The sequence below is a fragment of the Georgenia halophila genome (assembly GCF_039541595.1).
In genome coordinates, this window is record NZ_BAABGN010000002.1 from 615,457 (window position 1) to 641,334 (window position 25,878).

Consider the following 25,878-nt stretch of genomic DNA (forward strand, 5'->3'; position numbering starts at 1 on the left):
AAGACTGGGCCGCTCGGACCGATCGACGCTCGACGACGAGCAGGGATGTGCCATGAGACGGACAGCTCGACGGCTCCGGCGAGGCCTCGTCGGAGCGATGCTCAGCCTGGCGCTGCTCGGCGCGGCGCCCGCCGCCGCGGACCATGGCCAGGGCAACGGACCGCCGCCGAGCGGGAAGCTCGACATGATCGGGGATGTCGGCGACTTCGTGCCCGGTGTGGTGGACGACCCGGTGCACGACCCGACGCTGTTCAAGGACGGGCAGACGTACTACGTCTTCTCCACCGGTGTCCTCGACCCGGAGGACCCCGGTGGCATCTACGCACGACGCTCGACCGGGACGCTCGAAGGTCCATGGGAGTCCCTCGGGGCGATCGACCTGCCCGAGTGGACGCTCGACTACGACGTGCAGCACCTGTGGGCGCCGCACGTGGTCCGGGTCGGCGACACGTACCACCTCTACTACTCGGCGTCGTCGTTCGGTACGAACCGCTCCGCCATCGGGCACGCGACCACCCGCGCCCCGGGCGACCTGGACAGCTGGGTCGACCACGGACCCATCCTCACCTCCGCGCCCGGTGACGACTACAACGCGATCGACCCCATGGTCTTCAAGGCCCGCGGGCAGTGGTACATCACCTTCGGGTCGTTCTGGTCCGGCATCAAGCTCCAGCGGCTCGACGGCATGGACACCCCGACCGGGCCGATCACCTCGCTGGCCAGCAACCCGGTCGACCCGCCCAACGCCATCGAGAACCCGCAGATCTTCCAGCACGGTCGCTACTGGTACCTCACCGCGTCGTGGGACTTTTGCTGCCAGGGCGTGGACAGCACCTACCGGACGGTCGTCGGGCGCTCGACCAGCCCCACCGGTCCGTTCGTCGACCGGGACGGGGTGCCGATGACCGAGGGCGGGGGCACCGTGCTGCTCGAGAGCCGCGGCAACCAGATCGGCACCGGTGCGCTCGACGTGCTCAAGGACCGTGGCCGCCTGTACGGCGTGCACCACTACTACGACGCGGATACCGGCGGCACCATCCGGATGCAGATCCGCGAGATCGAGTGGGAGGACGGCTGGCCGTCCTTCTCCTACGGACCGGGCGACGGGGACCCGCCGGGGTGAGCGGCCGGGACGCGAGGCGCGCGGCGCTCCTGGACGTCGTCGCCGCCGCACGGGAGGCGGACCGCGGCACCGTCGACGACCGCTGCCACCTACCGCTGACCATCCGGACGGCGTACGAGGCCGGTGTCACCCTCGATGAGATCGCGGTCGAAGCCCGTCTCTCGTGGCACGCCGTAGCCCGCTGGTCGGGAGCCGGCATCCGTGCCAGAGCGGCCGGTCAGCAGGCGGACGCGGACTGGGTCCTCCGGTTCGACCGCTGACGAAGGAGCCGCGCGCCCTCACTCGACGGTGATCTCGACGCGGCGGTTGCGAGCCCGGGCCGCCTCGATCTCCTCCTCCGAGCCCCGCTCCGGGATGGCCAGCTGGGTCTCGCCGTGCCACTCCGTCTCGATCGTCCATCCCTCCCCCAGGCGGCTCTCCAGCGCCTCGGCGACCGTCTCGGCACGGTCCCGGGAGAGGTTCAAGTTGTACTCGTCACCGCCCTGGGTGTCGGTGTGGCCGGCCACCGTGATCGTGCGGCCGTCCTGTCCTTCCAGCGTCTCGACCGCCTCGTCGAGCGTGGCGTCGGCCTCGGCGGTGAGCTCGGACTCGTCCGGATCGAACAGCACCTCGGTGTCCAGTGTGACCGTCAGGCTCTCGCCCCGGGAGACCTCCGCGCCCGCGGACTCGGTGCGGGTCCGGTACGGGTAGACCTCGGGACCCTCACCCTCCTGGGCCTCGCCCGTGACCGGGATCCCGCTGACCGGCAGGCCGGTCGTGGGCAGCAGCACGATCTCCTCGGTGCCCGGGTCACCCGCCAGCACCTCCAGCTCGACCTGCTCGCCCTCCTCCGGCAGGGCGCCGCGCTGGCAGTCGGGCTCCTCGGCGGCGTGACCCGTCGGCGCCTGCGATCCCCACGCGGCCAGGCCCTGGAAGCAGCCGTCGGTGAACCAGTCCCGCCCGAACTGGTAGCGGTCCAGGTTCCTGGTGTGGGGCCCGGTCGGGTTGCCGATCGCCAGGCGCACCCGCACCGCCCCGTTCTCGCGCTCGGCCGACCGAACGAGCAGCGTCTCCGCCCACCCCAGCGGCACGGACTGGTCGGTCGGCAGGTCCGTGATCGGGACGTCCTCGAGCGTGCCGAAGCCGGCGACGTGCACATCGACCTCGCTGGTGCCCTCCGGCGGGGCGGTCACCACGGTCCACACCGGCGTGTCGGTCTCGCCCTCGCTCTGGAGGTTGAGGGTGCTGCACAAGCACCAGCCTTCGTCGTCGCGCACCGGCAGGTAGGTGGTGTCGTCGCCGGCCGTCAGCGATACGGCAGAGAACTCCGATCCTCGGACCCCGCCCTGGAAGTGGCCGGGCTCCGTCCACAGCGACGAGCGGTCCGGGAACTCCTCGAGGGTCAGGCGTCCGGTGACGACCGCATGCTCCTCGTCGAGCCGGTGCACGCCCAGGACGGCGAGCTCACCGGCATCCGGATTCTCCGCCTCCACCGACCCCACAGGCTCCGGCCACTCCCGCTCCATGCCCTCCTGCAGCGGCAGGTACGTCCCCGGCTCGGCGGCGGCTCCGGGGTCGTCAGCCGTCTCGGCCGCAGTCTCCTGGTCCGTGGTCGAGCTCCCGCCGGTCTCCGCCGGCGTCGGCTCCCCCTCCGGCCGGCCGTCCGCGTCTCCGGAGCAGTTCCCGAGCAGCAGCGCCAGGCACACCGCGGCGCTCAGCACGCGTGCCGAGTGTGTGCGAGCAGACATCCGACCCCCTTACCTCCTACGGTGCCTCGTGCGTCTACGACAGGTGCCGCTCGTCCGGACCGTTGTACTCGCTGAGCGGCCGGATCAGGGCGTTGTCGCCCGCCTGCTCCATCACGTGCGCGGTCCAGCCGACCACCCGCGAGGCCACGAAGAGCGGCGTGAACGTGGCCGTGTCGAAACCCATGAGGTGGTAGGCGGGCCCGGAGGGGTAGTCGAGGTTCGGCAGGATGTTCTTGCGCGAGGCCATCGCCTCCTCGAGCGCGGAGTAGAGATCGAGCAGGTCGCGGCGGTCGTAGTGCTCGACGAGCGAGTCCAGGGCGGACTTCATGGTCGGCACACGTGAGTCGCCCTTCTTGTACACGCGGTGCCCGAAGCCCATGATCTTCCGCTTGTTCGCCAGGGCCTCGTCCAGCCAGTCCTCGGCCCGGTCGGCCGAGCCGATCTCCTCGAGGTCGTTCATCACGGCCTCGTTGGCACCGCCGTGCAGCGGCCCCTTGAGGGCGCCGACGGCTCCCACGACGGCGGAGTACAGGTCCGCCATCGTCGAGGTGATGACCCGCGCCGTGAAGGTGGAGGCGTTGAAGGAGTGCTCCGCGTACAGGATCAGCGAGACCCGGAAGGCGTCGACGACGACGGGCGCGGGCACCTCGCCGAAGGTCATGTGCAGGAAGTTCTCGGCGTAGCCCAGCTCGGGCCGCGGCGGCACGAGGTCCTCACCGCGGCGGCGGCGCTGGTCGTAGGCGACCAGGGCGGGGATCTGGGCGAGCAGGCGCACGGACTTGGCCAGGCTCGCCTCCTCGCTGGCGTCGTCGGCCACGGGATCCTGCGCGCCGACGAGGCTGACGGCGGTACGCACGACGTCCATGGGGTGCGTCGTCTTCGGTGTCTTGTCGATGAGGTCCCGCACGTCGTCGGAGAGTGCACGGTTGCCGCGCTCGGTCTCCTGCAGCCCGGCGAGCTCGTCGGGCGTGGGCAGCTCGGAGTGCCACAGCAACCAGGCGACCTCCTCGAAGCTGCACCTCTCGGCCAGCTCCTGTACGGGGTAGCCGCGATAGAGCAGCGAGTTGGTCTCCGGGTTGACCTTGCTGATCGCCGTCGTGTCGGCGACGACGCCGTCCAGCCCCTTGCGGATCTCGGTGTCACTCATGCTCGCTCCTTCGCAGCCCGTTGATGGTCACGGCTCGTAGGTGAAGATCTCGGTGTCGAAAGCGTTGTAGCCGGCGTAGTCGACCAGCTCGTAGAGGCGTGCGCGGTGTTGCATGCCCGCCACCTCGGACTCCAGCGATCCGGCCTCGCCCAGGGTGTCGAGCGCCCGTTCGGCCGCACCCATGGCCACGCGCAGCAGCGAGACCGGGTAGATCACGATCCGGATCCCGGCGGAGGCGAGCTGGTCGGTGGTGAACAGGGCGGACTTGCCGAACTCGGTCATGTTGGCCAGGACGGGGACGTCGACCGCGGAGGCCAGCGTCTCGAACTCGGCGAGGTCGGCCATGGCCTCGGGGAAGAGCGCGTCCGCCCCGGCGTCGACCAGTGCCTTGGCCCGGTCGACGGCGGAGGCCAGCCCTTCGACGGCGCGGATGTCGGTCCGCGCCATGATCAGCATGTTGGGGTCGCGCCGGGCGTCCGCGGCGGCCCGGACACGTCGCAGCGCGGTGCCTTGGTCGACGACCTGCTTGCCGTCGAGGTGTCCGCACCGCTTGGGATTGACCTGGTCCTCGATGTGGAGCCCGGCGACCCCGGCGTCCTCGAGACTCTGGACCGTCCGGGCGATGTTCATGGGCTCGCCGAAGCCGGTGTCGGCGTCGACCAGCGCGGGAAGGTCCGTCATCCGGGCGATCTGCTGGCTCCTGCCGGCGACCTCCGTGGCCGTCGTCAGGCCGATGTCCGGCAGACCCAGGTCGGCGGCGAGTACGGCCCCGGAGATGTAGACGCCCTCGAAGCCCTTGTCCTGGATCAACCGGCCGGAGAGCGGGTTGAAGGCACCGGGGAAACGGAGGAGCGCATCCCCCTGCAGGCGCTCGCGCAGCCGGAGACGCTTCTCGGCGGCCGTGGTGGCGGCATAGAGCATCAGAAGATCCCCTCGGGCGCGACCGCGGCGGACAGCAGCGCCGGCGGGGCGGCGACGGTGAGCTCCGCGAGCTCGTCCGGACGCAGTTCGGACAGGCGTTGGGCGACGTCGAGGAACCGCGTGATCTCGGCTTCGTCGAGCACGCCCGCAGCCAGGGTGCGGAACTTCGCGACGTACTGCTCACGGCCGAAGGGCCGGGCGCCGAGCGGGTGCGCGTCGGCGACGGCGATCTCCTCGACGATGCGGCTGCCGTCCCGCAGGGTGACCTCGACCCGCCCCCCGAACGCCAGCTCGTCCGGGTCGGTCGAGTGGTACCGGCGTGTCCAGTCCGGGTCCTCCGCCGTCGTGATCTTCCGCCACAGCGCGACGGTGTCCGGGCGGCCGGCGCGCTCGGGGGCGTACGAGTCCTCGTGGTGCCAGCGCCCGTCCTGCAGCGCGACGGCGAAGATGTACGGGACGGAGTGGTCGAGGGTCTCCCGGGAGGCGGCCGGGTCGTACTTCTGCGGGTCGTTCGCGCCGGAGCCGATGACGTAGTGCGTGTGGTGCGAGGTGTGGATGACGACGCTGACGATGTCGTTGACGGCCTCGGGGGCGGCGAGCTCGGGACGTTCCCGGTGCAGACGCCGCGCCAGGTCGATCAGCGCCTGCGACTGGTATTCCGCCGAGTGCTCCTTGGTGTAGGTGTCGAGGATGCCGCGCTTGGCCTCGCCGGGGCCGGGCAGCGGCACCCGGTAGTGGGCGTCCGGACCGTCGAGGAGCCAGGCGATGACGCCGTCCTCGCCCTCGTAGACCGGGGTGGGTGAGGTCTGGCCGCGCATCGCGCGGTCCACGGCCTCGACGGCCACCTTCCCGGCGAAGGCCGGGGCGTAGGCCTTCCAGGTCGAGATCTCGCCCTTGCGGGACTGGCGGGTCGCCGTCGTCGTGTGCAGGGCCTGGCCGACGGCCTGGAAGATCGTCTCGGGAGGGAGGCCCAGGAGCGTGCCGATGCCGGCCGCGGCCGACGGCCCGAGATGGGCCACGTGGTCGATCTTGTGCTCGTGGAGGCTGATCGCGCGGACGAGATCCACCTGGATCTCGTAGCCGGTGGCGATCCCGCGCACCAGCGCACGACCGTCGACGTTGTCCATGTGGGGCCGGGCGGCCACGTGCTGGGCGACGGCGAGGATCGGTGGGATGTTGTCGCCAGGGTGGGAGTACTCGGCGGCGAGGAAGGTGTCGTGGTAGTCCAGCTCCCGAACCGCGACGCCGTTGGCCCAGGCGGCCCATTCGGGGCTGACCCGTTCGCCGGCGCCGACGCCGAAGACCGCCGCGCCCGGACCGTACGGGTGCGCGAGCGCCTGCGCGCGGGCCGCGACGATGGGGGCGCGGAGCAGGGACGCGGTGGCGACCGCGGCATTGTCGATGACCCGGTTGATCACCATGTCGGTCACCTCGTCCGGCACCTCGACCGGGTCGGCGGCGACCTCGGCGATCTTCCAGGCGAGCTGGTCCCTCCTGGGCAGGTTCTCGCTGGACGGGTGGACCCGGACGTCGTGAGTGATCACCCGTCGAGCCTATCGACGTCTGGCCCGGTGTCGTCGCCGCAGCGCTGCGACCAGCATCTGAGACCCGCCGATGGCGCCCGAGCCCTGCCATGGGCGATGGGATTCACTGACGTCATGTCCAAGCCCTTCGTGCTGCTCGCGTCCCGCAGCGAGGACGCCGCCGCGGACGACGAGTACGCCTCGATCCTCCGTCTCGGCGGTCTGCGCCCGGACGAGCTGGTGCGGGTGCGCATGGAGGCGGGGTGGTTCACGCCGCTGGCCCTGGACGACTATGCCGGCGTGATTCTCGGCGGCAGCCCGTTCACCACGTCCGTGCCGGCCGAGCACAAGAACGCCGTCCAGCGCCGCGTCGAGGCCGAGCTGGACGACGTCCTCGGCGAGATCCAGGGCCGCGACGTCCCGTTCCTGGGGCTGTGCTACGGCATCGGGGCCCTGGGCCGCCGCGCCGGCGGCGTCGTCGACGCCACCTACGGCGAGGAGACCTCCCCCGCCGAGATCCGGGTGACGGCCGAGGGCCGCCGCGACCCGCTGCTGCGGGACGTGCCGACGGCCTTCCAGGCCTACGTGGGCCACAAGGAGGCGTGCACGGCCCTGCCCGAGGGTGCCGTGCTGCTGGCGACGTCCGACCGGTGCCCGGTCCAGATGTTCCGCCTGGGCACGAACCAGTACGTCACGCAGTTCCACCCCGAGATGGACCGCGAGGCGATCGTCACGCGCATCAAGGCGTACCGGTACGCCGGCTATTTCGACGCCGACGAGATCGACGACGTCATCGCGCGGGTCTGCGCCGCGGACGTCGGCGCCTCCCACGGCGTGCTACGCGCGTTCGTCGAGCGCTACCGCCACGCACAGACGACGTCGGAACGCACCCTGGCGACGACCGCCGCCTAGGCCCCCGGGCTGGCGGTCGTCCAGAAGGCGATCCCTGCCGAAGTCGGACCAAAGTCCGGAGGCGACGTCGGACGGTCGCCCGCCGGAGGCAGTCCAGGCAGACAGAACGACGGCGGAGGCGATTGCTCGCCTCCGCCGTCGTTCGTCCGGTGCTGGTCAGCCGCCGGGCTGGAGCTGCCCGCCGCCACCGGCGCCGCCGCTCGGGGGTGCCGTCGGCAGCTCACGCTGCTCGACGGTCGTCCCCTGACCGACCGCGACCGGCTCGGGCTTCTCGATGTCGCCCGCGGGCTCACCGTGGAAGGTGAACTCGCCGAGCAGGCCCTCGCCCTCGGCGTCGACCACGACCTTCTGCCCGGGCTTGACGTCGCCGAAGAGGATCTTCTCCGACAGGACGTCCTCGATCTCGCGCTGGATCGCACGGCGGAGCGGCCGGGCACCGAGCACCGGGTCGTACCCGCGCTCGGCCAGGAGCTCCTTGGCAGCCGCCGTGAGCTCGATCGTCATGTCCTGGTCACGCATGCGCTCGTCGAGCCGGCTGATCATCATGTCGACGATCTGGATGATCTCCGCCTCGGAGAGCTGCGGGAAGACGATGACGTCGTCGACACGGTTGAGGAACTCGGGCCGGAACTGGATCTTCAGCTCCTCGTTGACCTTCGCCTTCATCCGGTCGTAGCTGTTCGACAGCTCGCCCTGCGCCTGGAACCCGGTGAGCAGGCCCTTGGCGATGTCCCGCGTACCGAGGTTCGTGGTCATGATGATCACGGTGTTCTTGAAGTCGACCACGCGACCCTGGGAGTCGGTGAGCCGGCCGTCCTCGAGGATCTGCAGGAGCGAGTTGAAGATGTCCGCGTGGGCCTTCTCCACCTCGTCGAACAGCACCACGGAGAACGGACGACGCCGCACCTTCTCGGTGAGCTGGCCGCCCTCCTCGTAGCCGACGTACCCCGGAGGGGAACCGAACAGCCGCGAGACGGTGTGCTTCTCGGAGAACTCGGACATGTCGAGCTGGATGAGCGCGTCCTCGTCCCCGAAGAGGAACTCGGCGAGCGCCTTGGCCAGCTCGGTCTTGCCGACGCCGGTCGGGCCGGCGAAGATGAACGACCCACCCGGGCGCTTCGGGTCCTTCAGACCCGCACGGGTGCGGCGGATCGCCTGCGACAGGGCCTTGACGGCCTGCTCCTGACCGACGATGCGCTTGTGGAGCTCGTCCTCCATGTGCAGGAGCTTGGAGGACTCCTCCTCGGTGAGCTTGAAGACCGGGATACCGGTCGACATCGCCAGCACCTCCGCGATCAGCTCCTCGTCGACCTCGGACACGGTGTCCAGGTCGCCGCTCTTCCAAGCCTTCTCCCGGTCGACGCGGCGCTCGCCGAGGGTCTTCTCGTCGTCGCGCAGGCGCGCGGCACGCTCGAAGTCCTGATCGTCGATCGCCGACTCCTTCTCACGTCGGACCTCGGCGATCTGCTCGTCGAGCTCGCGCAGCTCGGGCGGAGCCGTCATGCGGCGGATGCGCAGGCGCGCCCCCGCCTCGTCGATGAGGTCGATCGCCTTGTCCGGCAGGTACCGGTCGTTGATGTAGCGGTCCGCGAGGTTCGCGGCCGCCACGAGCGCCTCGTCGGTGATGGAGACGCGGTGGTGCGCCTCGTACCGGTCACGCAGCCCCTTGAGGATCTCGATGGAGTGCGCCAGCGAGGGCTCGGCGACCTGGATGGGCTGGAAACGACGCTCGAGCGCCGCATCCTTCTCGATGTGCTTGCGGTACTCCTCGAGCGTGGTGGCCCCGATGGTCTGCAGCTCGCCACGGGCCAGCATCGGCTTGAGAATGCTCGCAGCGTCTATGGCGCCCTCGGCGGCCCCCGCTCCGACGAGCGTGTGAATCTCGTCGATGAACAGGATGATGTCGCCGCGGGTGCGGATCTCCTTCAGGACCTTCTTGAGGCGTTCCTCGAAGTCACCGCGGTAGCGGGACCCGGCGACGAGGGAGCCGAGGTCCAAGGTGTAGAGCTGCTTGTCCTTCAGGGTCTCGGGCACGTCACCGCGCACGATGTCCTGAGCGAGACCCTCGACGACGGCGGTCTTGCCGACGCCCGGCTCACCGATGAGGACGGGGTTGTTCTTGGTGCGCCGGGAAAGCACCTGCATGACTCGCTCGACCTCGAGCTTGCGCCCTATCACCGGATCGAGCTTGCCGTCGCGGCCGGCCTGGGTCAGGTTGCGGCCGAACTGGTCGAGGACGGCCGAGCCGGACGACTGCCCCTCCTGCGGGCCCCCGGAGGCCGAGACGGGTTCCTTGCCCTGGTAGCCGGACAGGAGCTGCATGACCTGCTGGCGCACGCGGTTCAGGTCCGCGCCCAGCTTGGTGAGCACCTGGGCGGCGACGCCCTCACCCTCGCGGATGAGGCCGAGCAGGATGTGCTCGGTGCCGATGTAGTTGTGGCCGAGCTGCAGCGCCTCGCGCAGGGACAGCTCGAGGACCTTCTTGGCGCGGGGTGTGAATGGGATGTGGCCGGACGGGGACTGCTGTCCCTCGCCGATGATCTCGGTCACCTGTACACGCACTGCCTCGAGCGAGATGTCGAGGGCCTCGAGCGCCTTCGCGGCGACGCCCTCCCCCTCGTGGATCAGGCCGAGGAGGATGTGCTCGGTGCCGATGTAGTTGTGGTTGAGCATCCGCGCCTCTTCCTGGGCGAGGACGACCACACGACGGGCACGGTCGGTAAATCGTTCGAACATCTGCACTCCTCACTGGCGGCCGCCTCGGCCGGTGCCCCGGCAGCACCGGGTCTGGGCGGCGTTCGACAAGGCTAACCGCGGCGACCCGCGGGAACGTCCCGTGTTCGCCACCGGCGTGACGGCGGAAGCCGCCCGAGCCGCCCCTCGCGACCGGCCGAGGCCATGCCGGCCGACGGCGGCCCAGGAGAGATCTCGGAGCCCGGCAACGTCAAGGAGGTTTGACATCTACAGTCAAGTCCACTTGACTGCACCTATGTCAAACACACTTAACACCAACGACGACGCCTCCCGCCGGCGCGCACCGCTAGGTTCCTACGTGCTGGCCGTCGCCTGCGCGTTGCTGCTGGCGGCCGCCTTCGGCACGCTCGCCGCGCTGCTGCGCGACCAGGACGCCCTGCTCACCGGCGTGGTCTTCGGCATCTGCGCACTCGCCCCCTTCCTGGCCCTGTTCTGGCTCGTGCTCGTCTCGCGGCACACGGTCACGTCCGTGCCGCACGCGGAGGAGAGCGTCGAGCGCCAGTGGCTGGACCGGGCGACGAGCGGCGGGTTCACCGACGTGCTGGCCGCGTGCGGGATCGCGCTGACCGGGGTCGCGATCACGGGCCTGGAGGTCAGCGGTCTTGCGGTGCTGACCGCTGTCGTGGCGCTCGCCATGGTCGACGTCGCCGTGCGCTACGCCGTGCTCTCGCGCCGGGAGTCCTGATGGACAACGACCTCGCCGCGCTCCGCGCCGAACGCGGGTGGTCCCAGGCGCACGTCGCGACGCTCCTCGGCGTCTCGCGCCAGACCGTCATCTCGATCGAGCGCGGGCGGTTCGACCCGAGCCTGCCCCTCGCCTTCCGGCTGGCCCACGTCTTCGACTGCCGGATCGAGGACCTCTTCCGGCCCGACCCGGACGACGTCAGCCCAGCGCGCGGGTGAATGCCGTGAGTCCTTCCTCGCCGGCCAGCACGAACCTCACCTTCTCGACGCCGGAGCCACCTTCCGGCGGCCGCCACGCTCGCACCGCCTCCACACCGATGCTGGCGACGTCGTCCATCGCCCAGCCGAAGACGCCGGCACTGACGGCGGGGAAGGCCACGGTGGCGGCACCGACCTCGGCCGCCACGTCGAGCGAGGAGGCGAAGCAGGACGCCAGCACGGCCGGGTCCGTCTCCCCGCGGCGGGCGTTCGGCCCGACCGTGTGGATCACCCAGTCGGCCGGCAGGTCGTGACCCGCCGTCGGCACCGCCCGACCGGCCGGCAACCCGTCCGGCAGCTCGGTGCGGCGCAGCTCCATGCACTCCTCCAGCAGCCCTGGCCCGGCGGCCCGGTGGATGGCGCCGTCGACCCCGCCGCCGCCCATCAGGGAGGAGTTGGCAGCGTTGACGATCGCGTCGACGTGCTCCCGGGTGATGTCTCCGATGACGGCCTCGAGCTCCATGCCCCGATCTTGCCGCTCCGAACGGCTCCCCCGCACGCAGCCTGTGGATCCCGCGCGGCGCGCGGCAGGGCTCAGGCCTCGACGACGAGGGTGACCGGGCCGTCGTTGACCAGCTCGACGGCCATGTCGGCCCCGAACACGCCGGTGGTGACCTCGACGCCCTTGGCCCGCAGCGCCGTGACGACCCCCTCGACGAGCGGCTCGGCGACGTGCCCCGGAGCGGCCCGGTTCCAGGTGGGACGGCGCCCCTTCCGGGTGTCCGCGTAGAGGGTGAACTGTGAGACGACGAGCACGGGAGCGCCGTCGTCGAGCACCGAGTGCTCCGCGCGCAGGATGCGCAGCTCGGCGATCTTCCGGGCGAGGCGCTCGACCTGCTCGGGTCCGTCGTCGTGCGTGACGCCGACCAGTGCGACCAGCCCGGGACGGTCGATCGAGGCGACCGTCTCATCGTCGACGGTCACCGCTGCCCGGGTGACCCGCTGCAGGACCGCCCTCACCAGCTGCCCCCGCCGCGCGGCGGGCGGCGTCGGCTGTACGGCGCGACGGCGGGGCGCACGTCGGCGAGGTAGATGCCCGCCGGCACCACGGCCACGAACTGCAGGAAGCCGCTGCCGAGGAGGCCGATGCCGAGCGGCGGGGGGATGGTGATGAAGCCGACGACGGCGGCGCCGCCCACCAGCAGGCCCCAGAACTTCTTGGTGCGTTTGTCGGCGGTGAGGAAGGCCGCGGCGGGGCGGCGCAACAGATCCACCAGCGCCCACACCTCGATCCCGAACAGGACGAGGGACAGCACGAGCAGGAGGAGGACCTGGATGTCGCCGAACACGCCTCGAGCGTAGCCGCCCGGCCGCCGACGAGCTCAGCCGTCGGCCAGCTGACCCGTCGCTTCGCGGCTCGACATGCCGGTCATCTGCAGCGAGTCCACCACCAGCGAGCGCATCAGGGAGACCAGCGTCTGCTGGCGCCACCCCTCCTCGGCGTGCTCGACCGGCACGAGCTGGGCGGAGACCCGCACCAACGTCGCCCGGGCATGGTGCGCCGGGTTGCCGCCGGCCAGCGCGCCGGAGAGGGAACGCAGGCCGTCCGCGATCGTGTCGATCTCGTCCGCGATCTCCGGCGAGCTGCCCTCCTCCTCGATCGCTCCGACGCAGCGGCGGGCGATCACCCGCGCATTGCGGACCGCGCGGTCGGCGAGCGTCGACACGCGCGCGAGCTCCGCGATGGTTCCGCGCGAACGGCGCATCGCCGGGTTGACGGCGACGATCTCCTGCGCGCTGCGCACCGTGGTGACGAGCGAGTCCAGCGAACCCTGGGACCCGCGCAGCTGAGCCAGGGCGTTCTCCGCCATCTGCGGGTCACCGGTGCGCAAGCCCTCGGCAAGCGTCCCGAGCGAGGTCGCCAGCTCGCCGACGACGCCGCTGCTCAGCCGCCGCGGCCGGCGGGTGACGTCGCCGGGCAGCAGCGCGGCGACAAGGAGGGCGATGGCGGCACCGACCAGCGCGTCGGACCAGCGCCCGACCGCGCCGTCCGTGATCATCGTCGCCGGCATGGCGACGATGACGACGGACTGCACGCCCGCCTGCATGGTGAACAGCTGACCCCCGTCGAGGAAGCGGGCGAGCGTCGCCGATACGAGCAGGACGACCGTGACCTGCACCGGCCCGGCCCCGAGCAGCGAGACGAGCACCTCGCCGAGGCCGACGCCGATGGTGACGCCCGCGCCCAGCTCGGCCACCCGGCGCAGCTGCCGGTCGGGGCTGAACCCGAGGCAGACCCAGGCCGCGATGGGCGCGAACAGGGGCACCTCGTGGCCCAGCACGTCCCGGGAGACGTAGTACGCCAGACCGGCGGCGATCGCGGCGGTGAGGATGGGGAGGAAGGCGTCCTGGACGCGCCGTCCTCCCTGACGGGCGCGCAGCGGCAGGACGACGCGCCAGCGGCGCACGTCGAGCCGTCCGCTCATGTCGCCCGGCGCCTCATATCGTCCGGCGCCGCAGGCCGGCCCCGGGTCGTTCAGCGGGGCGCGCGTCCGTGATGCCCTCGGGCCGGACGACGATCTCCTGGGCCGCGGCGATACCGCCGGCGGTCAGCTGGGCGTCCGGCGGCACGTTCCGCTTGATCAGCGCGAGCGCGACCGGGCCGAGCTCCTCGTGCCGGACCACGCTGGTCAGGCGGCCGACCGACCGGTCGCCGTGACGCACCTCGTCGCCGACGTCCGGGACGACATGCTCCGACCCGTCGAGGTGCAGCATGACGAGGCGCCGCGGGGGCTTGCCGAGGGTGACCACCCGCGCGACCGTCTCCTGGCCTCGGTAGCAGCCCTTCTCGAGGTGGACACCGGTGCGCAGCCAGTCGAGCTCGTGCGGGATGGCGCGCTCGTCGACCTCGCGCCCGGCACGCGGGCGCCAAGCCTCGACGCGGATCGCCTCCCACGCCCAGGTACCGGCCAGCCGGCCGCCGGCGGCCTCGAACGCGCGCACCACGTCGGCCAGGGCGTCACGTCGCACGAGGCTGAGAGCGCGGTGGATCTCGATGCCGGGGTGCTCGGCGTCCGGCGGTCCGTAGGCCGTCGATCCGGGTGCGGTGCGGGGCCACGGGTCCTGCCAGGTGAGCAGGTGTGCGTGGTGCTCGGCAATCCGGGCCCAGCCGCCGCCGGCCGTGCCGAGCACCGCGACGTCGTCACACACGGTGACCTCGACGCGCAGCATGAACCGCATGCTGTCGAGGAACTCGGCGAGGGGGGTGGCGTCTTCGGCCTCGGTGACGAGCCAGGCGGTCTCGCCGTCGTCCTGTACGGCCGGTGCGTGCTCGATGTGGCCGTGGACGTCCAGCAGCAGCAGCTCGGTGGAGACGCCGGCCTCGAGTCCGAGGAGAAGCTGGGAGCTGAGGGTGTTGAGCCAGCTGATCCGATCCGGCCCGGTGACGGTGACGACGCCGAGGTGGGACAGGTCGACGACGCCCTCGCCCCGGGCGAGGGCGCGCTGCTCGTGCACGGGATCGCCGTGGTGCAGCGGGACACCGGTGTCCGGGCCGGAGCCCTCGACGGCGCCGCGGCGGTCCAGCAACGGGCTGCGGTACGTCGTTGCCGACGTGATGGGCGTGCCGTTGGTGTCGGTCATGTCAGTCCTCCCGGGTCAGTCGGCCCGAGCCGTAGGTCTGCAGCTCGTGCCCGAACGCGGCGAGGTCCATCGCCCACATCAGGTCGCTCTCGACGAGTCCGTACACCCGGGTGGCGCTGGACACCTCGGCCGCCGTGGACGTGCGTACCACCGCGTCGGTGGCGAGCTCGATCCGAGGCCCCTGGACCGCCCCGACGTAGACGCTCAGGTGCCCGGAGGGGTCGGCGACCAGCACCTCGAGCTCGGTGGGGTCCGGTGACGGCGCGCCGGCGGTCGTCCGTACTGGTCGTGGCTGGCCGTCACCTTGGCCGTCCTTCGGCGGCGAGGCGACCGGACGCCAGTACGAGGTCTCGGTCGACCACAGCTGGCCCGGCACCAGGTTGGAAGCACCCTCGCGGCCGGTCATCTCGCGTTCGACCGGCGCTGAGGCCTCGGCGTCGGCCAGGTGGATGGTCGTGGTGGACCGGAGGTAGGGGCCGCCGTCGTGGTCGACCACGAGTTCCTGGACGAACGCGGCCTCGGGCACGCCGGGGTAGCCGAGCATGCCGAAGCCGCGCCAGGAGCCGAGCAGCCACGCGATCGGGTAGCACTCCGGGGCAAGGTCGTCGGGCAGAGAGATGGGCACGGCCCCAGGCTATCGCTCAGATGCCGGGGACACCGGACGTGAGGAGGCGGCTGACCAGGTACACCGGCACGCCCGAGACCAGCACGAGCAGGAGGGAGGCAGACACGGCCGGGCGTACCCGCCTGGAGGCCGGGAACTGGCCGAACAGGATGTGCAGGGCGGCGGTGAGGATGCCGGCCGCGAGGCCGACGAGAAGCCCGGGGACCATGCCGACGTCATCGAGCAGGAAGCCGGTCACCAGGCCCACGCCGCCGCCCGCCACCGCGGCGAGGCTGCCCACGACGGCGATCGACGCTCGTAGCGCCGTCACGGCGGCCGCGGCGGCGATGGTGGCCGCCGCCGTGACGACGAGCTCTGTGCTGGCCTGGTTCGCCTCGATGGCGACCCATCCGGCGGCCGAGACGGTCACGACGGCGCCCGAGACGACGCCGGAGATCGACTCGACCAGCCGCGGACGGCCGTCGCGGCGCAGCATCTGGTGCAAGATCGCCGCGACGACGGCGAGGCCGGTCACCAGCGACAGCTGTGCGAAGTCACCGAACCGGACCAGGAGCACGGACGCCAACGCCGCCAGCGCGATCACGAGGCTGCCACCGTGCGCCGTCGGGAGGTCGAGCAGACGGGGCCATCCGGCGGCGAACACCAGGCCGAGGGCGAGGACGACGCCCTGGAGCAGGTCGGCGGAGAGGAACCCGGCGACGGCGAGCGCGGCGGCGCCGAGCGCGGTCACCGCCGCTCGGCTCGCGGCCCCCATCATGGGCGTCCACCGCCCCGTGGGGTCGCCCCACCCGTTCCGGACGACGGGACGGACGTGACCACCCCGCGATTGTGGCAGATTCGTCCCGCGCGTCGCGCAGAGGTCGCGCCAGACCCAGCGCCGGACCGGGGCCCGGGCCGGCGCGGGACCCGGCCGCGGGCCGCACTAGAGTGGCCCGCACCCGTGAGGAGGGGATCCGTGGCGCAACTCGTGATGTTGACTGCCGAGTCCGGTGGCGCCGCCCGTGTGCTGCCCTCGTTGACGCTTCTGGGACATCACGTGACGGTCAAGGCCATGTCCCCGTCCGCCCTGGTCGAGCACGGCGACGCCTCGGTCGTGGTGCTGGACGCCCGCAAGGACCTGGTCGCCGCGCGCACGCTGTGCCGGATGCTCAGCGGCCCGGTCCAGGCGCCCCCCGTCCTGCTGGTGCTCGCGGAGGGCGGCTTCACCGCCGTCTCCCGCAGCTGGGGCGCGGCGGACATCATCCTGTCCAGCGCGGGGCCGACCGAGGTCGAGGCGAGACTCCGGCTGATCGCCGAGCTCGAGCGCCATGACGACCGCGGTCCGAGGCCCGACCCCGACCGGATCGAGGCCGGCGAGCTGGTCATCGACGCCTCCGCCTACACGGCCCGGGTCCGGGGCCGAGCGCTCGATCTGACCTACAAGGAGTTCGAGCTGCTCAAGCACCTCGCCCAGAACCCGGGCCGAGTGCTCACCCGCGCACAGCTGCTGCAGGAGGTCTGGGGCTACGACTACTTCGGCGGCACCCGTACGGTCGACGTCCACATCCGCAGGCTGCGCGCCAAGCTCGGCAACGAGCAGGAGCAGCTCATCGGCACGGTCCGCAACGTCGGATACCGGTTCGAGCTACGGGGGCGCAGCCACGACACCGACGACGACGACGCGTCGGCCCGTTGAACCGCCCGCGGATCGACCGGCGGAGCCACGGCTCCAGGGGGTTGCACGCACACTGTGCTGACGTAGAGTTGGGGGCGACGCCGGGTCGCGAAAGCCCCGGGCTCCAACATCAGCCGCTACGAGCGGCCTTCGCGCCGACTGGCGCTCTCCGGCCCGGCGTCCTCACTCCCCCACCGGTTTGCCGCCGACGTCGCTGTCGGGCCTAGCCTGTGCCCTGTTGTTCGCCCGGCCTTCGGGCGCCCGTCACCTCAGGAGCTCATGGTGCGATTCCGCCTCACCCCGCGCGACGGCGCCTTCTTCGATCTGCTGGCCAAGACCGCGGTGGAGGTGGTGCGCGGCACTGAGATCCTGACCCGCATGCTCGGCTCCGACCGCACGCAGCGCCTCGAGCTCGCCGAGCAGCTCCGTGCGGCCGAGAACGCCGCCGACGAGACGACTCACGAGTTCCTCCGCCGGCTGAACCAGACGTTCGTCACACCGTTCGACCGTGACGACCTGTACCACCTCGCCTCGTCCCTCGACGACTGCATGGACGACATCGAGGAGGCCGGTGACCTGATCGTGCTCTACGACATCGGCACCCTGCCGCCCGGCGTGGACAAGCAGGTCTCCGTCCTCAGCCGCTGCGCCGAGCTCACCGCGGAGGCGATGCCCAGGCTCGCCTCCCTCGACGGCCTGCGGGACTACTGGGTCGAGATCAACGGGCTCGAGAACCAGGCCGACCGGGCCTACCGACATCTGCTCGCGGACCTGTTCCGGGACGAGCCCGACCCGATCTCCGTCATCAAGCTCAAGGGGGTCATCGACGCGCTCGAGTCGGCGGCCGACTCCTTCGAGCATCTCGCGAACGGCATCGAGACGATCGCCCTCAAGGAGTCCTGAGCCGACGTGGACCTCGTTCTGATGCTCGTCGTGGTCGTCGTCACGATCGCGCTGGTCTTCGACTTCACGAACGGTTTCCACGACGCCGCCAACGCCATCGCCACCTCGGTCTCGACCCGGGCTCTGACGCCGCGCGCGGCCGTGGTGCTCGCCGCGGCGATGAACCTGCTCGGCGCTCTTCTGGGCACCGGTGTGGCGGAGACGATCGGCTCCGGCATCATCACTCCGCCCGACGGCGCGCACGGGTTGGGCGTGGTGCTGGCGGGACTGATCGGCGCCGTGGTCTGGAACCTCGTCACCTGGCGGCTCGGTCTGCCGTCCTCGTCCTCGCACGCGCTCATCGGCGGGCTCCTTGGGGCCGGAGTCGCGTCCGCCACCGACGTGCACTGGACGGTCATCGCCGAGCGGGTCGCGATCCCCATGGTCGCCTCGCCGCTCGTCGGGTTCGTACTGGCCTACGGCCTGATGGTCGGCGTGCTGTGGCTGTTCCGGGCGAGCCCGTTCCACCGGACCATGCGCCGCTTCCGGCTCCTGCAGACCGTCTCGGCGTCGGCGATGGCCCTCGGGCACGGCCTGCAGGATGCTCAGAAGACGATGGGGGTCATCGTGCTGGCCCTCGTGGCGGGCGGTTTCCACGAGGGCAGCAGCATCCCGTTGTGGGTCAAGCTGGCCGCGGCGGTGGTGATCTCCGCGGGCACCTACGCGGGCGGGTGGCGCATCATGCGGACCCTGGGCCGGCGGGTCATCGAGCTCGACCCGGCCCGCGGGTTCGTGGCCGAGACCGTGGCGGCCTCGGTTCTCTACACGACGGCGTATCTCTTCCACGCCCCGATCTCCACCACCCACACGATCACCTCGGCGATCATGGGCGTCGGCTCGACCCGTCGGCTGTCGGCCGTGCGGTGGGGGGTCGCGGGCAACATCGTGGCCGCGTGGGTGCTGACCATCCCGGCGGCGGCCGCCGTCGCGGCGGGGCTCTACCTGGTGCTCGCACCCGTCCTGCCGTGAGCGCGCGCGACGCGTCCCTGGACCTCCTGCTGCCACCGTGCGCCAGCCGCTACGGTGGTCGCGAACCCCGAGCCTAGGAGCCTCTGTGCGCGCTGCAGCACTGCCGTCTGTCGTCGCGACTGCCCTGCTGGTGGTCCCGCTCGCCGCTTGTGGCAGCGGAAACGTGATGTCCCTCGAGCCGGGCGACTGCCTCGACCAGTCCGACCTGGAGGGCGCGCAGGTCACCGACGTCGAAATCCTCGAGTGCAGCGAGGAGCACGATGCCGAGGTGTTCGCGGAGGTCACGCACTCCGGTGAGGAGTTCCCCGGAAACGACGCCGTGAAGCAGGAGGCGGAGGCGGAGTGCACCACGAGCTTCGAGGAGTTCGTCGGCGTGCCGTACGCGGAGTCGGAGCTGACCTTCTCGACCCTCAGCCCGAGCCAGGAGAGCTGGGAGAGCGCGGACGACCGGACATCCCTGTGCATCCTCACCGTGGACCAGCCGATGAACGGCTCGCTGGAGGGCGCGAACCGCTGACCCGTCGGGTCACGCGGCTCAGCCGAAGCGGCCGGAGATGTAGTCCTCGGTCGCCTTCTCCTTCGGCGTCGAGAACATCGTCTCGGTGTCGTCGTACTCGATGAGGCGGCCGGGCTTGCCGGTGCCCGCGATGTTGAAGAAACCGGTCTTGTCCGACACGCGCGCGGCCTGCTGCATGTTGTGCGTGACGATCACGATCGTGTACTCGGTCTTCAGCTCGGCGATCAGATCCTCGATGGCGAGTGTCGAGATCGGGTCGAGCGCTGAGCACGGCTCGTCCATCAGGAGCACCTCGGGGCGAACCGCGATGGCCCTCGCGATGCACAGACGCTGCTGCTGACCGCCCGAGAGGGAGGAGCCCGGCCGGCTGAGCCGGTCCTTCACCTCGGCCCACAGGTTGGCGCTGCGCAGGGTTCGCTCCACCAGGTCGTCGGCGTCGGACTTGGACATCCGGCGGTTGTTGAGCCGGGCGCCCGCGAGCACGTTGTCCGAGATGGACATCGTGGGGAACGGGTTCGCGCGCTGGAAGACCATCCCGATCTGGCGCCGCACCTGCACGGGGTCGACGGCAGCGCCGTAGAGGTTCTGCCCGTCCATCAAGGCCTCACCGGCGACCCGGGCCCCGGGGATGACCTCGTGCATGCGGTTGAGCGTTCGCAGGAACGTCGACTTCCCGCACCCGGACGGGCCGATCAGAGCGGTGACCGACCGGGGCTCGATCGTCATCGTGACGTCCTGCACGGCGAGGAAGTCGCCGTAGTAGACGTTGAGGTCCTTGACGTCGATGCGCTTAGACACGGTGGGTCCTTCCGGGACGAGCAGGGCGAGACCGGTGGGTCACGACATCCCCTTGGGGGCAAAGTAGCGGCCGACGAGGCGGGCGACGATGTTGAGCAGCATGACGATCGCGATGAGGGTGAGAGCGGCCGCCCAGGCGCGTTCCATGTTGATGCCGCCCTGGGCGAACGAGCGGTAGACGTACACCGGCAGCGTGGCCATCCGCCCCTCGAACGGGTTCTCGTTGATCGTGGTGATGAAGCCGACGGTCAGCAGCAGCGGGGCCGTCTCGCCGATGACACGGGCGATCGCGATCATGACGCCCGTGGTGATGCCGGCTACGGCGGTGCGCAGCACGACCTTGACGATGGTCAGCCACTTCGGCACGCCGAGCGCGTAGGAGGCCTCCCGCAGCTCGTTCGGGACGAGCCGGAGCATCTCCTCGCAGGACCGGACGACCACCGGCGTCATGAGCACGGCGAGGGCGACGGATCCCATGAACGCTGACCGGTACTGCGGGTCGAAGCTGGTGAACAGGACGAAGGCGAACAGACCGGCGACGATCGACGGGATGCCGGTCATCACGTCGACGAGCAGCGTGATGGCCCGCTTGAGCCGTCCCTGGCCGTACTCGACCAGGTAGATGGCGGTGAAGATCCCCAGCGGGATGGAGAAGAGCGAGGCCAGGCCCGTCACCCACGCGGTGCCGATGATGGCGTGCAGGATGCCGCCGCCGCGCAGGTCCCCGTAGATGCCCGTCATGTCCGAGGTGAGGAACTCCCAGGACATCATGGGCACGCCGCGGGAGACCACGAGCCAGATGAGAGCAAGAAGCGGTACCACCGCTACGAGGAACGCCGCGGTCACCAGCGAGGTGGCGAGCCGGTCGGTCGAGCGCCGTGCCCCCTCGACGATCCGCGAGACGAGCCAGGAGCCGGCGACGAAGAGCGCTCCCCCGAGTACCGCCACGGCAACGGGAGTGGGCTCGGATAGCACGGCGAGCGCCAGGTACGCGAGGGCCAGGGCACCGACGAGCATCGCCCACGGCGCGTAGGCCGGCAGACGCCCGGCGGTGGCGAGCGGGGGGCGCTTCGTGGATGTGGTCGCAGTCATCAGTTCGCTCCCGAGAACTCGGCACGTCGGGCGATGACCCATCGGGCGAGGAGGTTCACTCCGAAGGTGATGATGAACAGAGCCAGGCCGGTGGCCATCAGCACGTCGGCGGAGAGGCCGCTCGCCTCCGGGAACTGGTTCGCGATGTTCGCGGCGATCGACTGGTGCTGCCCCGGCTGGAGGAGGTAGAAGTTGATGAGGTAGCCGGGTGACAGGATCATCAGCACGGCCATCGTCTCGCCGAGGGCACGGCCGAGGCCGAGCATCGAGGCGCTGATGATGCCGGACCGGCCGAACGGGAAGACCGCCTGGCGGATCATCTCCCAGCGGGTGGACCCAAGAGCCAACGACGCCTCTTCGTGCAGGCGCGGCGTCTGCAGGAAGACCTCACGGATCGTCGCGGTGATGATCGGCAGGATCATCACCGCCAGCACGATCCCGACCGTGAGGATGTTGGTCGCCGGCCGCGTGTAGCCGGCGAAGAGCGGGATGAAGCCGAGCGTGGCGGAGAGCCACTGGAAGAACGGCTCGAGAAAGGGCATGAGCCAGGCGTAGCCCCACATCCCGTAGATCACTGACGGGATGGCGGCCAGCAGATCGATCAGGTAGCCGAGTCCCTGCGCGGCCCGTCGGGGCGCGTAGTGGGAGATGAACAGGGCGATGCCGATGCTCAGCGGCACGGCGATGAGCAGCGCCAGCACGGACGAGAGCGCCGTGCCGAAGATCAGCGGGGCGATGTAGCCGAGCAGGTCGTGCCCGCGCATGAAGTCGATCTCGGCGTACTGGTCCGTCTCGGCCACCAGCGCCGGCCAGGACCGGATGAGCAAGAATCCGGCGACCGCGGCGAGCACGGCGAGGATGACGAGGCCGGCGCCGGTGGAGATCCCGGCGAAGACGATGTTCCCGGTCTTGCCCGGCGCGTCGCGCAGGGCGGAGGTGCGATCGCGTGGGACGTCAGGTGCGGCAGATGCCACGAGTCCTCCGGGTTCTCGCTTGTCGTATCAGGCTGAAAGGTACGGCGTCGCCGCCACGGCGGCCAGCCTCCCGCAGGCTAGGCAGAGCCGGTGACCGGCAGGAAGGCGCAAGGTGAACGCACGGTGAACGTGACCTGTCACGTCGCTCACACATGGCGGCCAGCCCTTACCGGGCCACGCCGATCTGGTCGATCGCCCCGTACACCCGCTCGCGCAGGTCGTCGGAGATCGGCGCCGACCCCGCGACTGTGGGATCTGCGGCGAGCTGCTGCCCTTCCGGCGAGGCGACGTACCTCAGGAATGCCGTGAGGTTCTGAGCGTCCTGCTCGCTCTCGTAGCGCGAGCAGGCAATCGTGTAGGACACGAGCACGATCGGGTAGACCCCCGACTCGGTGGTGTCGCGGGCCAGGTCGATCGTCAGCCGCAGGTCGGTCGCACCCTCCGCCGGTTCGGACACGTCCACGACCCGTGCTGCCGCCTCGGATGAGTACGGCACGTACTCGTCCCCCACCTGCACGGCGACCGTCCCGGCGTCCTCCGGGACCTGGGCGGCATCGACATAGGCGATCGTGCCTTCCGCCGCCTGCAGGGTCTGGACGACGCCGTTGGTCTGGGCACCCGACTGCGTGCCGGAGATCGGCCACGTCTCGCTGGGCTCGTGCGGCCAGGCGTCACCACCAGCCTCGGCGAGGTACTCGGTGAAGTTCTCCGTGGTGCCGGAGTCGTCCGAGCGGTTGACGGGCACGATGTCCATGGACGGAAGCTCGGCGTCCGGGTTGTGCTCGGCGATGGCCGGGTCGTCCCAGGCGGTGATGTCGCCGTTGAAGATCTTGGCCAGCGTCTCCGGGTCGAGATTGAGGTGCTCGGACCCGAGGCCGGGCAGGTTGTAGGCGACGGCGATCGGCGAGATGTACAGCGGCAGCTCGATCACGCTGCCGCCGTTGCAGCGTTCGCGTCCGCGTTCGAGCTCCTCCGGTTCCATGGCGGCGTCCGAGCCGGCGAAAGCGGTCGCTTCGTTGAGGAACATCTCGCGGCCGCTGCCGGACCCGACGGGGTCGTAGGACACGAGCACGTCCGGATGCCGCTCGTTCATGCCGGCGATCCACGCCAGCATGGCGAGCTCCTGGGAGGACGCTCCGGCACCCGGCAGCGTCCCGTTCAGCCCCGGCCCGTCTTCCTCGCCGCAGGCGGTCAGCCCGGCGGCGACCAGTCCCGCGGCGGACAGCGCCACGACACCTCTGACTACGGTCCGCAGCCGGTCCCGCACACATCCGTTGGCTCGTCCCACGCCCGCAACCCTAGAGGGCGCGGACGGAACCGGCCTCCACGCGCCACGGCGGGCCCGTCCGAGGGGACGGGCCCGCCGCGCGGGTGGACCTCGGTCAGGAGCTGGCGACCGCGATCTGCTCGACCGCCGAGCCGATGCGCTCGCGCAGGTCGTCGGAGATCGGTGCGGATCCGGCCACGGACGGGTCCGAGGCGATCTCCTGGGCCTCCGCCGAGCTGATGTACTCGAGCAGGGCCTTGACGTTGTTGACGTCCTGCTCGTTGTCGTACTGCGAGCAGGCCATCGTGTACGAGACGAGCACGATCGGGTAGACGCCCGACTCCTGGGTGTCGCGCGCCAGGTCGATCGTCAGCCGCATGTCCGTCGCGTCCTCGGCGGGCGGGGACGCGTCCACGACCGCGGCCGCCGCCTCCGAGGAGTACGGGACGAACTCCTCGCCCACGCCGATGGCGACGGTGCCGAAGCCCTCCGGCACCTGAGAGGCGTCCAGGTAGGCGATCGTGCCTTCGGCCGCCTGCAGCGTCTGGACGACACCGGAGGTCTGGGCGCCGGACTGGGTGCCCGAGACCGGCCACGTCTCGCTCGGCTCGTGCGGCCAGGCGTCGCCTGCGGCCTTCGCGAGGTAGTCGGTGAAGTTCTCGGTCGTGCCCGAGTCGTCCGACCGGTTCACCGGGACGATGTCGCTGGACGGCAGGGTCGCGTCCGGGTTGTCCTCCGCGATGGCCGGGTCGTCCCAGCTGGTGATGTCGCCGTTGAAGATGCCGGCGAGGGTCTCCGGCGTCAGGTTAAGGTTCTCCACACCGACGTCGGGAAGGTTGTACGCGACAGCGATGGGCGAGATGTACATCGGCAGCTCGACCACCTCGCCGCCGAAGCAGCGCTCGGAGCCGGCCTCGAGCTCTTCGGCGTCGAAAGCGGCGTCCGTCCCGCCCCAGAGCGTGGCGCCGTTGAGGAACTGCTCTCGTCCGGTTCCGGAGCCCACCGGGTCGTAGGTGGCCTGGACCTCGGGGTACTGCTCGGTGAACCCGGAGAGCCAGGCGTTGACGGCGTTCTCCTGCGAGGACGCACCGGCACCGGGCAGCTGGCCGGACAGCTCGGCGGTCTCGTCTCCGCCACCGCCGTCCCCGCTGCCGCTGCCGGCGGCGTCGGATCCGCTGTCGCTGCCGCCACAGGCCCCCAGCGTGAGCGCGAGGGCGCTGATCGCAGCAATTCCCGCCAGTCGGCGGCTACCTGCAAGCTTCACGGTCATTCCATCCTTTGCGTCGGTGGGCTCAAGACGGGAGGGATGCGTTGTTGTCCTGGCCGTGCCCGACGCTAGGCAGCGATGGTGTCTGCCGAGCGGTCACTCGATGAACGGCGGGTGAATCCCGCGTGTTCATTGCGTCACAGTTCGGCTACGAGCCCCGGGGACTTGTCGGTCAGGCCTGCGCGCGGTGCTTCTCGAGCGCGGCGACGACGGCGCTGCGTCCGGGGCGCTGAGCGACGTGTACGACGAGGATCTCGGCCGTCTTCAGCCACGGGTCGGAGGCCGGGACCTGCTTCATGATGCGGTTCGGCGTGCGCTCGGCGATCTCTCCGACGATCGTCGGCAGGACCGGCCGGTGGGCGCAGATGGCGACCGGGACGTCACGGGCGGTCAGAGCGTGCCGGACGAGGTTGCGCACCGGCCCGGCCTTCTTCTGGTGGGCGGTCTCGGTGAGCTCAGGCGCCAGGATGGCGCCGACGCCGGTGGCCTCGAGGTAGGGCCGGACGGTGGCCGCGCAACGTTCCCAGGGCGAGGTGATGACCTCCTCGGTCCCGTACGCGGTCAGCAGCGGCACGAGGTGCTCGGCCTGCGCCTGGCCGGCGGGGGTCAGGGGCCGCGTCTCCTCGGCGCCGTGCCAGGCCGCCCGCTTTCGGGCACGCGCGTGCCGGACCAGGACCATGGTCCACGTCCGCAGCCGCTCGTCCTTCCACTGGTCGAGGAGGTGACCGAGGGGCTCACGGTCCTGGCGGTACGTGAGCAGGTCACCGGCTTCCTTGGCATCGACCCAGCGGACGCCGTCGATCTCGGAGGCGGTGGCGGGCTGCACGGCCCGGTGGCGGACGCTCTGGGCGCCGTCCTCGAGCTCCTGCGCCGCCCAGTAGTAGGTGACCTTCCGGCGGCCGTCGGCCAGGCGGTACCGGACGCCGGGCAGCGGCTGGCCGAGAGCCACGTGGACGCCGGTCTCCTCGGCCACCTCCCGGGCGGCGCACTCGGGAAGCGACTCCCCCGTCTCCAGCTTGCCCTTGGGCCACGACCAGTCGTCGTAGCGGGGACGGTGGACGAGGAGAACCTCGAGGCTGCGGCCGTTCGGGCGCCAGACGAGTGCCCCTGCGGCCCGGACGTCGGGCCGCTTCGTCACGGCG

The 25,878-nt window shown here is 70.9% G+C and carries 27 protein-coding genes; 9 read left to right on the forward strand and 18 right to left on the reverse strand.

The features are described from left to right. Nucleotides 1-52 precede the first annotated feature (52 nt). Nucleotides 53-1,123: an arabinan endo-1,5-alpha-L-arabinosidase gene (locus ABD907_RS04305; RefSeq protein WP_345215233.1), complete on the forward strand. Its 1,071-nt coding sequence runs from the start codon at nt 53-55 to the stop codon at nt 1,121-1,123. Further along, nucleotides 1,120-1,383, forward strand: coding sequence for a hypothetical protein (locus tag ABD907_RS04310; RefSeq protein WP_345215234.1), 264 nt, complete (start codon nt 1,120-1,122; stop codon nt 1,381-1,383). Before ABD907_RS04305 ends, ABD907_RS04310 begins: the two co-directional genes overlap by 4 nt. A gap of 18 nt (nt 1,384-1,401) precedes the next feature. Here ABD907_RS04310 and ABD907_RS04315 read toward each other — a convergent pair whose 3' ends face one another. From ABD907_RS04315 to ABD907_RS04330, 4 genes are read right to left on the reverse strand one after another with little or no spacing between them, the layout of a single operon-like run. Further along, the gene (locus ABD907_RS04315) at nt 1,402-2,850 is read right to left on the reverse strand and encodes an OmpA family protein (RefSeq protein WP_345215235.1); all 1,449 of its coding nucleotides are present in this window, start codon (nt 2,848-2,850) and stop codon (nt 1,402-1,404) included. Between the two features lie 34 nt (nt 2,851-2,884). Then, the gene (locus tag ABD907_RS04320; RefSeq protein WP_345215236.1) at nt 2,885-3,997 is read right to left on the reverse strand and encodes a bifunctional 2-methylcitrate synthase/citrate synthase; all 1,113 of its coding nucleotides are present in this window, start codon (nt 3,995-3,997) and stop codon (nt 2,885-2,887) included. Between the two features lie 27 nt (nt 3,998-4,024). Next, nucleotides 4,025-4,918, reverse strand: coding sequence for a methylisocitrate lyase (gene prpB, locus ABD907_RS04325; RefSeq protein WP_345215237.1), 894 nt, complete (start codon nt 4,916-4,918; stop codon nt 4,025-4,027). Beyond that, nucleotides 4,918-6,462, reverse strand: a complete 1,545-nt coding sequence (locus ABD907_RS04330; protein WP_345215238.1) for an MmgE/PrpD family protein — start codon at nt 6,460-6,462, stop codon at nt 4,918-4,920. The genes prpB and ABD907_RS04330 overlap by 1 nt, the downstream gene beginning before the upstream one ends. 114 nt (nt 6,463-6,576) lie before the next feature. Between ABD907_RS04330 and ABD907_RS04335 the strand changes: the two genes are divergently transcribed. Next, a complete protein-coding gene (locus tag ABD907_RS04335; RefSeq protein ID WP_345215239.1) occupies nt 6,577-7,353 on the forward strand; it encodes a glutamine amidotransferase in 777 nt (258 codons plus the stop codon). A gap of 156 nt (nt 7,354-7,509) precedes the next feature. Here the strand turns inward: ABD907_RS04335 and ABD907_RS04340 are convergent, their stop codons facing one another. Further along, nucleotides 7,510-10,089, reverse strand: coding sequence for an ATP-dependent Clp protease ATP-binding subunit (locus tag ABD907_RS04340; RefSeq protein ID WP_345215240.1), 2,580 nt, complete (start codon nt 10,087-10,089; stop codon nt 7,510-7,512). A gap of 253 nt (nt 10,090-10,342) precedes the next feature. Here ABD907_RS04340 and ABD907_RS04345 point away from each other — a divergent pair, with 253 nt between their 5' ends. Both ABD907_RS04345 and ABD907_RS04350 read left to right on the forward strand, forming a co-directional pair. Next, on the forward strand, nt 10,343-10,792 hold the full coding sequence (locus ABD907_RS04345) for a hypothetical protein (protein WP_345215241.1): 450 nt from the start codon (nt 10,343-10,345) through the stop codon (nt 10,790-10,792). Next, nucleotides 10,792-11,010, forward strand: a complete 219-nt coding sequence (locus ABD907_RS04350) for a helix-turn-helix transcriptional regulator (RefSeq protein WP_345215242.1) — start codon at nt 10,792-10,794, stop codon at nt 11,008-11,010. Before ABD907_RS04345 ends, ABD907_RS04350 begins: the two co-directional genes overlap by 1 nt. Here ABD907_RS04350 and ABD907_RS04355 read toward each other — a convergent pair. The 7 genes from ABD907_RS04355 to ABD907_RS04385 form a co-directional block, all read right to left on the reverse strand. Further along, complete coding sequence (locus ABD907_RS04355; RefSeq protein ID WP_345215243.1) at nt 10,991-11,512, reverse strand: O-acetyl-ADP-ribose deacetylase; 522 nt, start codon at nt 11,510-11,512, stop codon at nt 10,991-10,993. The two genes, ABD907_RS04350 and ABD907_RS04355, sit on opposite strands and share 20 nt — an antisense overlap. Nucleotides 11,513-11,583: 71 nt before the next feature. Beyond that, entirely contained in the window at nt 11,584-12,009 is a 426-nt protein-coding gene (gene dtd, locus ABD907_RS04360; protein WP_345215244.1) for a D-aminoacyl-tRNA deacylase, read from the reverse strand. After that, the gene (locus ABD907_RS04365) at nt 12,006-12,338 is read right to left on the reverse strand and encodes a DUF2516 family protein (RefSeq protein WP_345215245.1); all 333 of its coding nucleotides are present in this window, start codon (nt 12,336-12,338) and stop codon (nt 12,006-12,008) included. The genes dtd and ABD907_RS04365 overlap by 4 nt, the downstream gene beginning before the upstream one ends. A 33-nt stretch (nt 12,339-12,371) precedes the next feature. Next, entirely contained in the window at nt 12,372-13,475 is a 1,104-nt protein-coding gene (locus ABD907_RS04370) for an FUSC family protein (protein WP_345215246.1), read from the reverse strand. Between the two features lie 13 nt (nt 13,476-13,488). Next, nucleotides 13,489-14,631, reverse strand: a complete 1,143-nt coding sequence (gene ygfZ / locus ABD907_RS04375; protein WP_345215247.1) for a CAF17-like 4Fe-4S cluster assembly/insertion protein YgfZ — start codon at nt 14,629-14,631, stop codon at nt 13,489-13,491. A 1-nt stretch (nt 14,632) separates the two neighbouring features. Next, on the reverse strand, nt 14,633-15,256 hold the full coding sequence (locus ABD907_RS04380; RefSeq protein WP_345215248.1) for a heme-binding beta-barrel domain-containing protein: 624 nt from the start codon (nt 15,254-15,256) through the stop codon (nt 14,633-14,635). A gap of 16 nt (nt 15,257-15,272) precedes the next feature. Continuing rightward, nucleotides 15,273-16,013 (reverse strand): hypothetical protein, encoded by a 741-nt coding sequence (locus tag ABD907_RS04385; RefSeq protein ID WP_345215249.1) that lies wholly within the window; start codon nt 16,011-16,013, stop codon nt 15,273-15,275. A 198-nt stretch (nt 16,014-16,211) separates the two neighbouring features. Here ABD907_RS04385 and ABD907_RS04390 point away from each other — a divergent pair, with 198 nt between their 5' ends. The 4 genes from ABD907_RS04390 to ABD907_RS04405 all read left to right on the forward strand — a co-directional run bounded on the left by ABD907_RS04390 (nt 16,212) and on the right by ABD907_RS04405 (nt 19,338). Then, on the forward strand, nt 16,212-16,931 hold the full coding sequence (locus ABD907_RS04390; protein ID WP_345215250.1) for a winged helix-turn-helix transcriptional regulator: 720 nt from the start codon (nt 16,212-16,214) through the stop codon (nt 16,929-16,931). 261 nt (nt 16,932-17,192) lie between these two features. Next, on the forward strand, nt 17,193-17,813 hold the full coding sequence (locus ABD907_RS04395; RefSeq protein WP_345215438.1) for a DUF47 domain-containing protein: 621 nt from the start codon (nt 17,193-17,195) through the stop codon (nt 17,811-17,813). A gap of 6 nt (nt 17,814-17,819) precedes the next feature. Then, nucleotides 17,820-18,821, forward strand: a complete 1,002-nt coding sequence (locus ABD907_RS04400; protein ID WP_345215251.1) for an inorganic phosphate transporter — start codon at nt 17,820-17,822, stop codon at nt 18,819-18,821. Between the two features lie 85 nt (nt 18,822-18,906). Continuing rightward, entirely contained in the window at nt 18,907-19,338 is a 432-nt protein-coding gene (locus tag ABD907_RS04405) for a septum formation family protein (RefSeq protein ID WP_345215252.1), read from the forward strand. 18 nt (nt 19,339-19,356) lie between these two features. Here ABD907_RS04405 and pstB read toward each other — a convergent pair whose 3' ends face one another. The 6 genes from pstB to ABD907_RS04435 form a co-directional block, all read right to left on the reverse strand. Further along, nucleotides 19,357-20,136, reverse strand: coding sequence for a phosphate ABC transporter ATP-binding protein PstB (pstB, locus tag ABD907_RS04410; RefSeq protein WP_345215253.1), 780 nt, complete (start codon nt 20,134-20,136; stop codon nt 19,357-19,359). A gap of 39 nt (nt 20,137-20,175) precedes the next feature. Further along, on the reverse strand, nt 20,176-21,228 hold the full coding sequence (pstA, locus tag ABD907_RS04415) for a phosphate ABC transporter permease PstA (RefSeq protein WP_345215254.1): 1,053 nt from the start codon (nt 21,226-21,228) through the stop codon (nt 20,176-20,178). Continuing rightward, nucleotides 21,228-22,202, reverse strand: a complete 975-nt coding sequence (gene pstC, locus ABD907_RS04420; protein WP_425555683.1) for a phosphate ABC transporter permease subunit PstC — start codon at nt 22,200-22,202, stop codon at nt 21,228-21,230. The genes pstA and pstC overlap by 1 nt, the downstream gene beginning before the upstream one ends. 166 nt (nt 22,203-22,368) lie before the next feature. After that, entirely contained in the window at nt 22,369-23,433 is a 1,065-nt protein-coding gene (locus ABD907_RS04425) for a phosphate ABC transporter substrate-binding protein PstS (RefSeq protein WP_345215255.1), read from the reverse strand. A gap of 151 nt (nt 23,434-23,584) precedes the next feature. Then, on the reverse strand, nt 23,585-24,739 hold the full coding sequence (locus tag ABD907_RS04430; RefSeq protein ID WP_345215256.1) for a phosphate ABC transporter substrate-binding protein PstS: 1,155 nt from the start codon (nt 24,737-24,739) through the stop codon (nt 23,585-23,587). Between the two features lie 169 nt (nt 24,740-24,908). Next, nucleotides 24,909-25,874: an NUDIX hydrolase gene (locus tag ABD907_RS04435; protein WP_345215257.1), complete on the reverse strand. Its 966-nt coding sequence runs from the start codon at nt 25,872-25,874 to the stop codon at nt 24,909-24,911. Between the last annotated feature and the right edge of the window lie 4 nt (nt 25,875-25,878).

Coding starts and splice junctions, on each gene's coding strand:
- ygfZ (WP_345215247.1), bottom strand. CDS start 14,631: ATGACCGACACCAACGGCACGCCCATCACGTCGGCAACGACGTACCGC.
- ABD907_RS04350 (WP_345215242.1), top strand. CDS start 10,792: ATGGACAACGACCTCGCCGCGCTCCGCGCCGAACGCGGGTGGTCCCAG.
- ABD907_RS04355 (WP_345215243.1), bottom strand. CDS start 11,512: ATGGAGCTCGAGGCCGTCATCGGAGACATCACCCGGGAGCACGTCGAC.
- ABD907_RS04370 (WP_345215246.1), bottom strand. CDS start 13,475: ATGAGCGGACGGCTCGACGTGCGCCGCTGGCGCGTCGTCCTGCCGCTG.
- ABD907_RS04430 (WP_345215256.1), bottom strand. CDS start 24,739: ATGACCGTGAAGCTTGCAGGTAGCCGCCGACTGGCGGGAATTGCTGCG.
- ABD907_RS04340 (WP_345215240.1), bottom strand. CDS start 10,089: ATGTTCGAACGATTTACCGACCGTGCCCGTCGTGTGGTCGTCCTCGCC.
- ABD907_RS04305 (WP_345215233.1), top strand. CDS start 53: ATGAGACGGACAGCTCGACGGCTCCGGCGAGGCCTCGTCGGAGCGATG.
- pstA (WP_345215254.1), bottom strand. CDS start 21,228: ATGACTGCGACCACATCCACGAAGCGCCCCCCGCTCGCCACCGCCGGG.
- ABD907_RS04320 (WP_345215236.1), bottom strand. CDS start 3,997: ATGAGTGACACCGAGATCCGCAAGGGGCTGGACGGCGTCGTCGCCGAC.
- prpB (WP_345215237.1), bottom strand. CDS start 4,918: ATGCTCTATGCCGCCACCACGGCCGCCGAGAAGCGTCTCCGGCTGCGC.
- ABD907_RS04335 (WP_345215239.1), top strand. CDS start 6,577: ATGTCCAAGCCCTTCGTGCTGCTCGCGTCCCGCAGCGAGGACGCCGCC.
- ABD907_RS04385 (WP_345215249.1), bottom strand. CDS start 16,013: ATGATGGGGGCCGCGAGCCGAGCGGCGGTGACCGCGCTCGGCGCCGCC.
- ABD907_RS04345 (WP_345215241.1), top strand. CDS start 10,343: ATGTCAAACACACTTAACACCAACGACGACGCCTCCCGCCGGCGCGCA.
- ABD907_RS04315 (WP_345215235.1), bottom strand. CDS start 2,850: ATGTCTGCTCGCACACACTCGGCACGCGTGCTGAGCGCCGCGGTGTGC.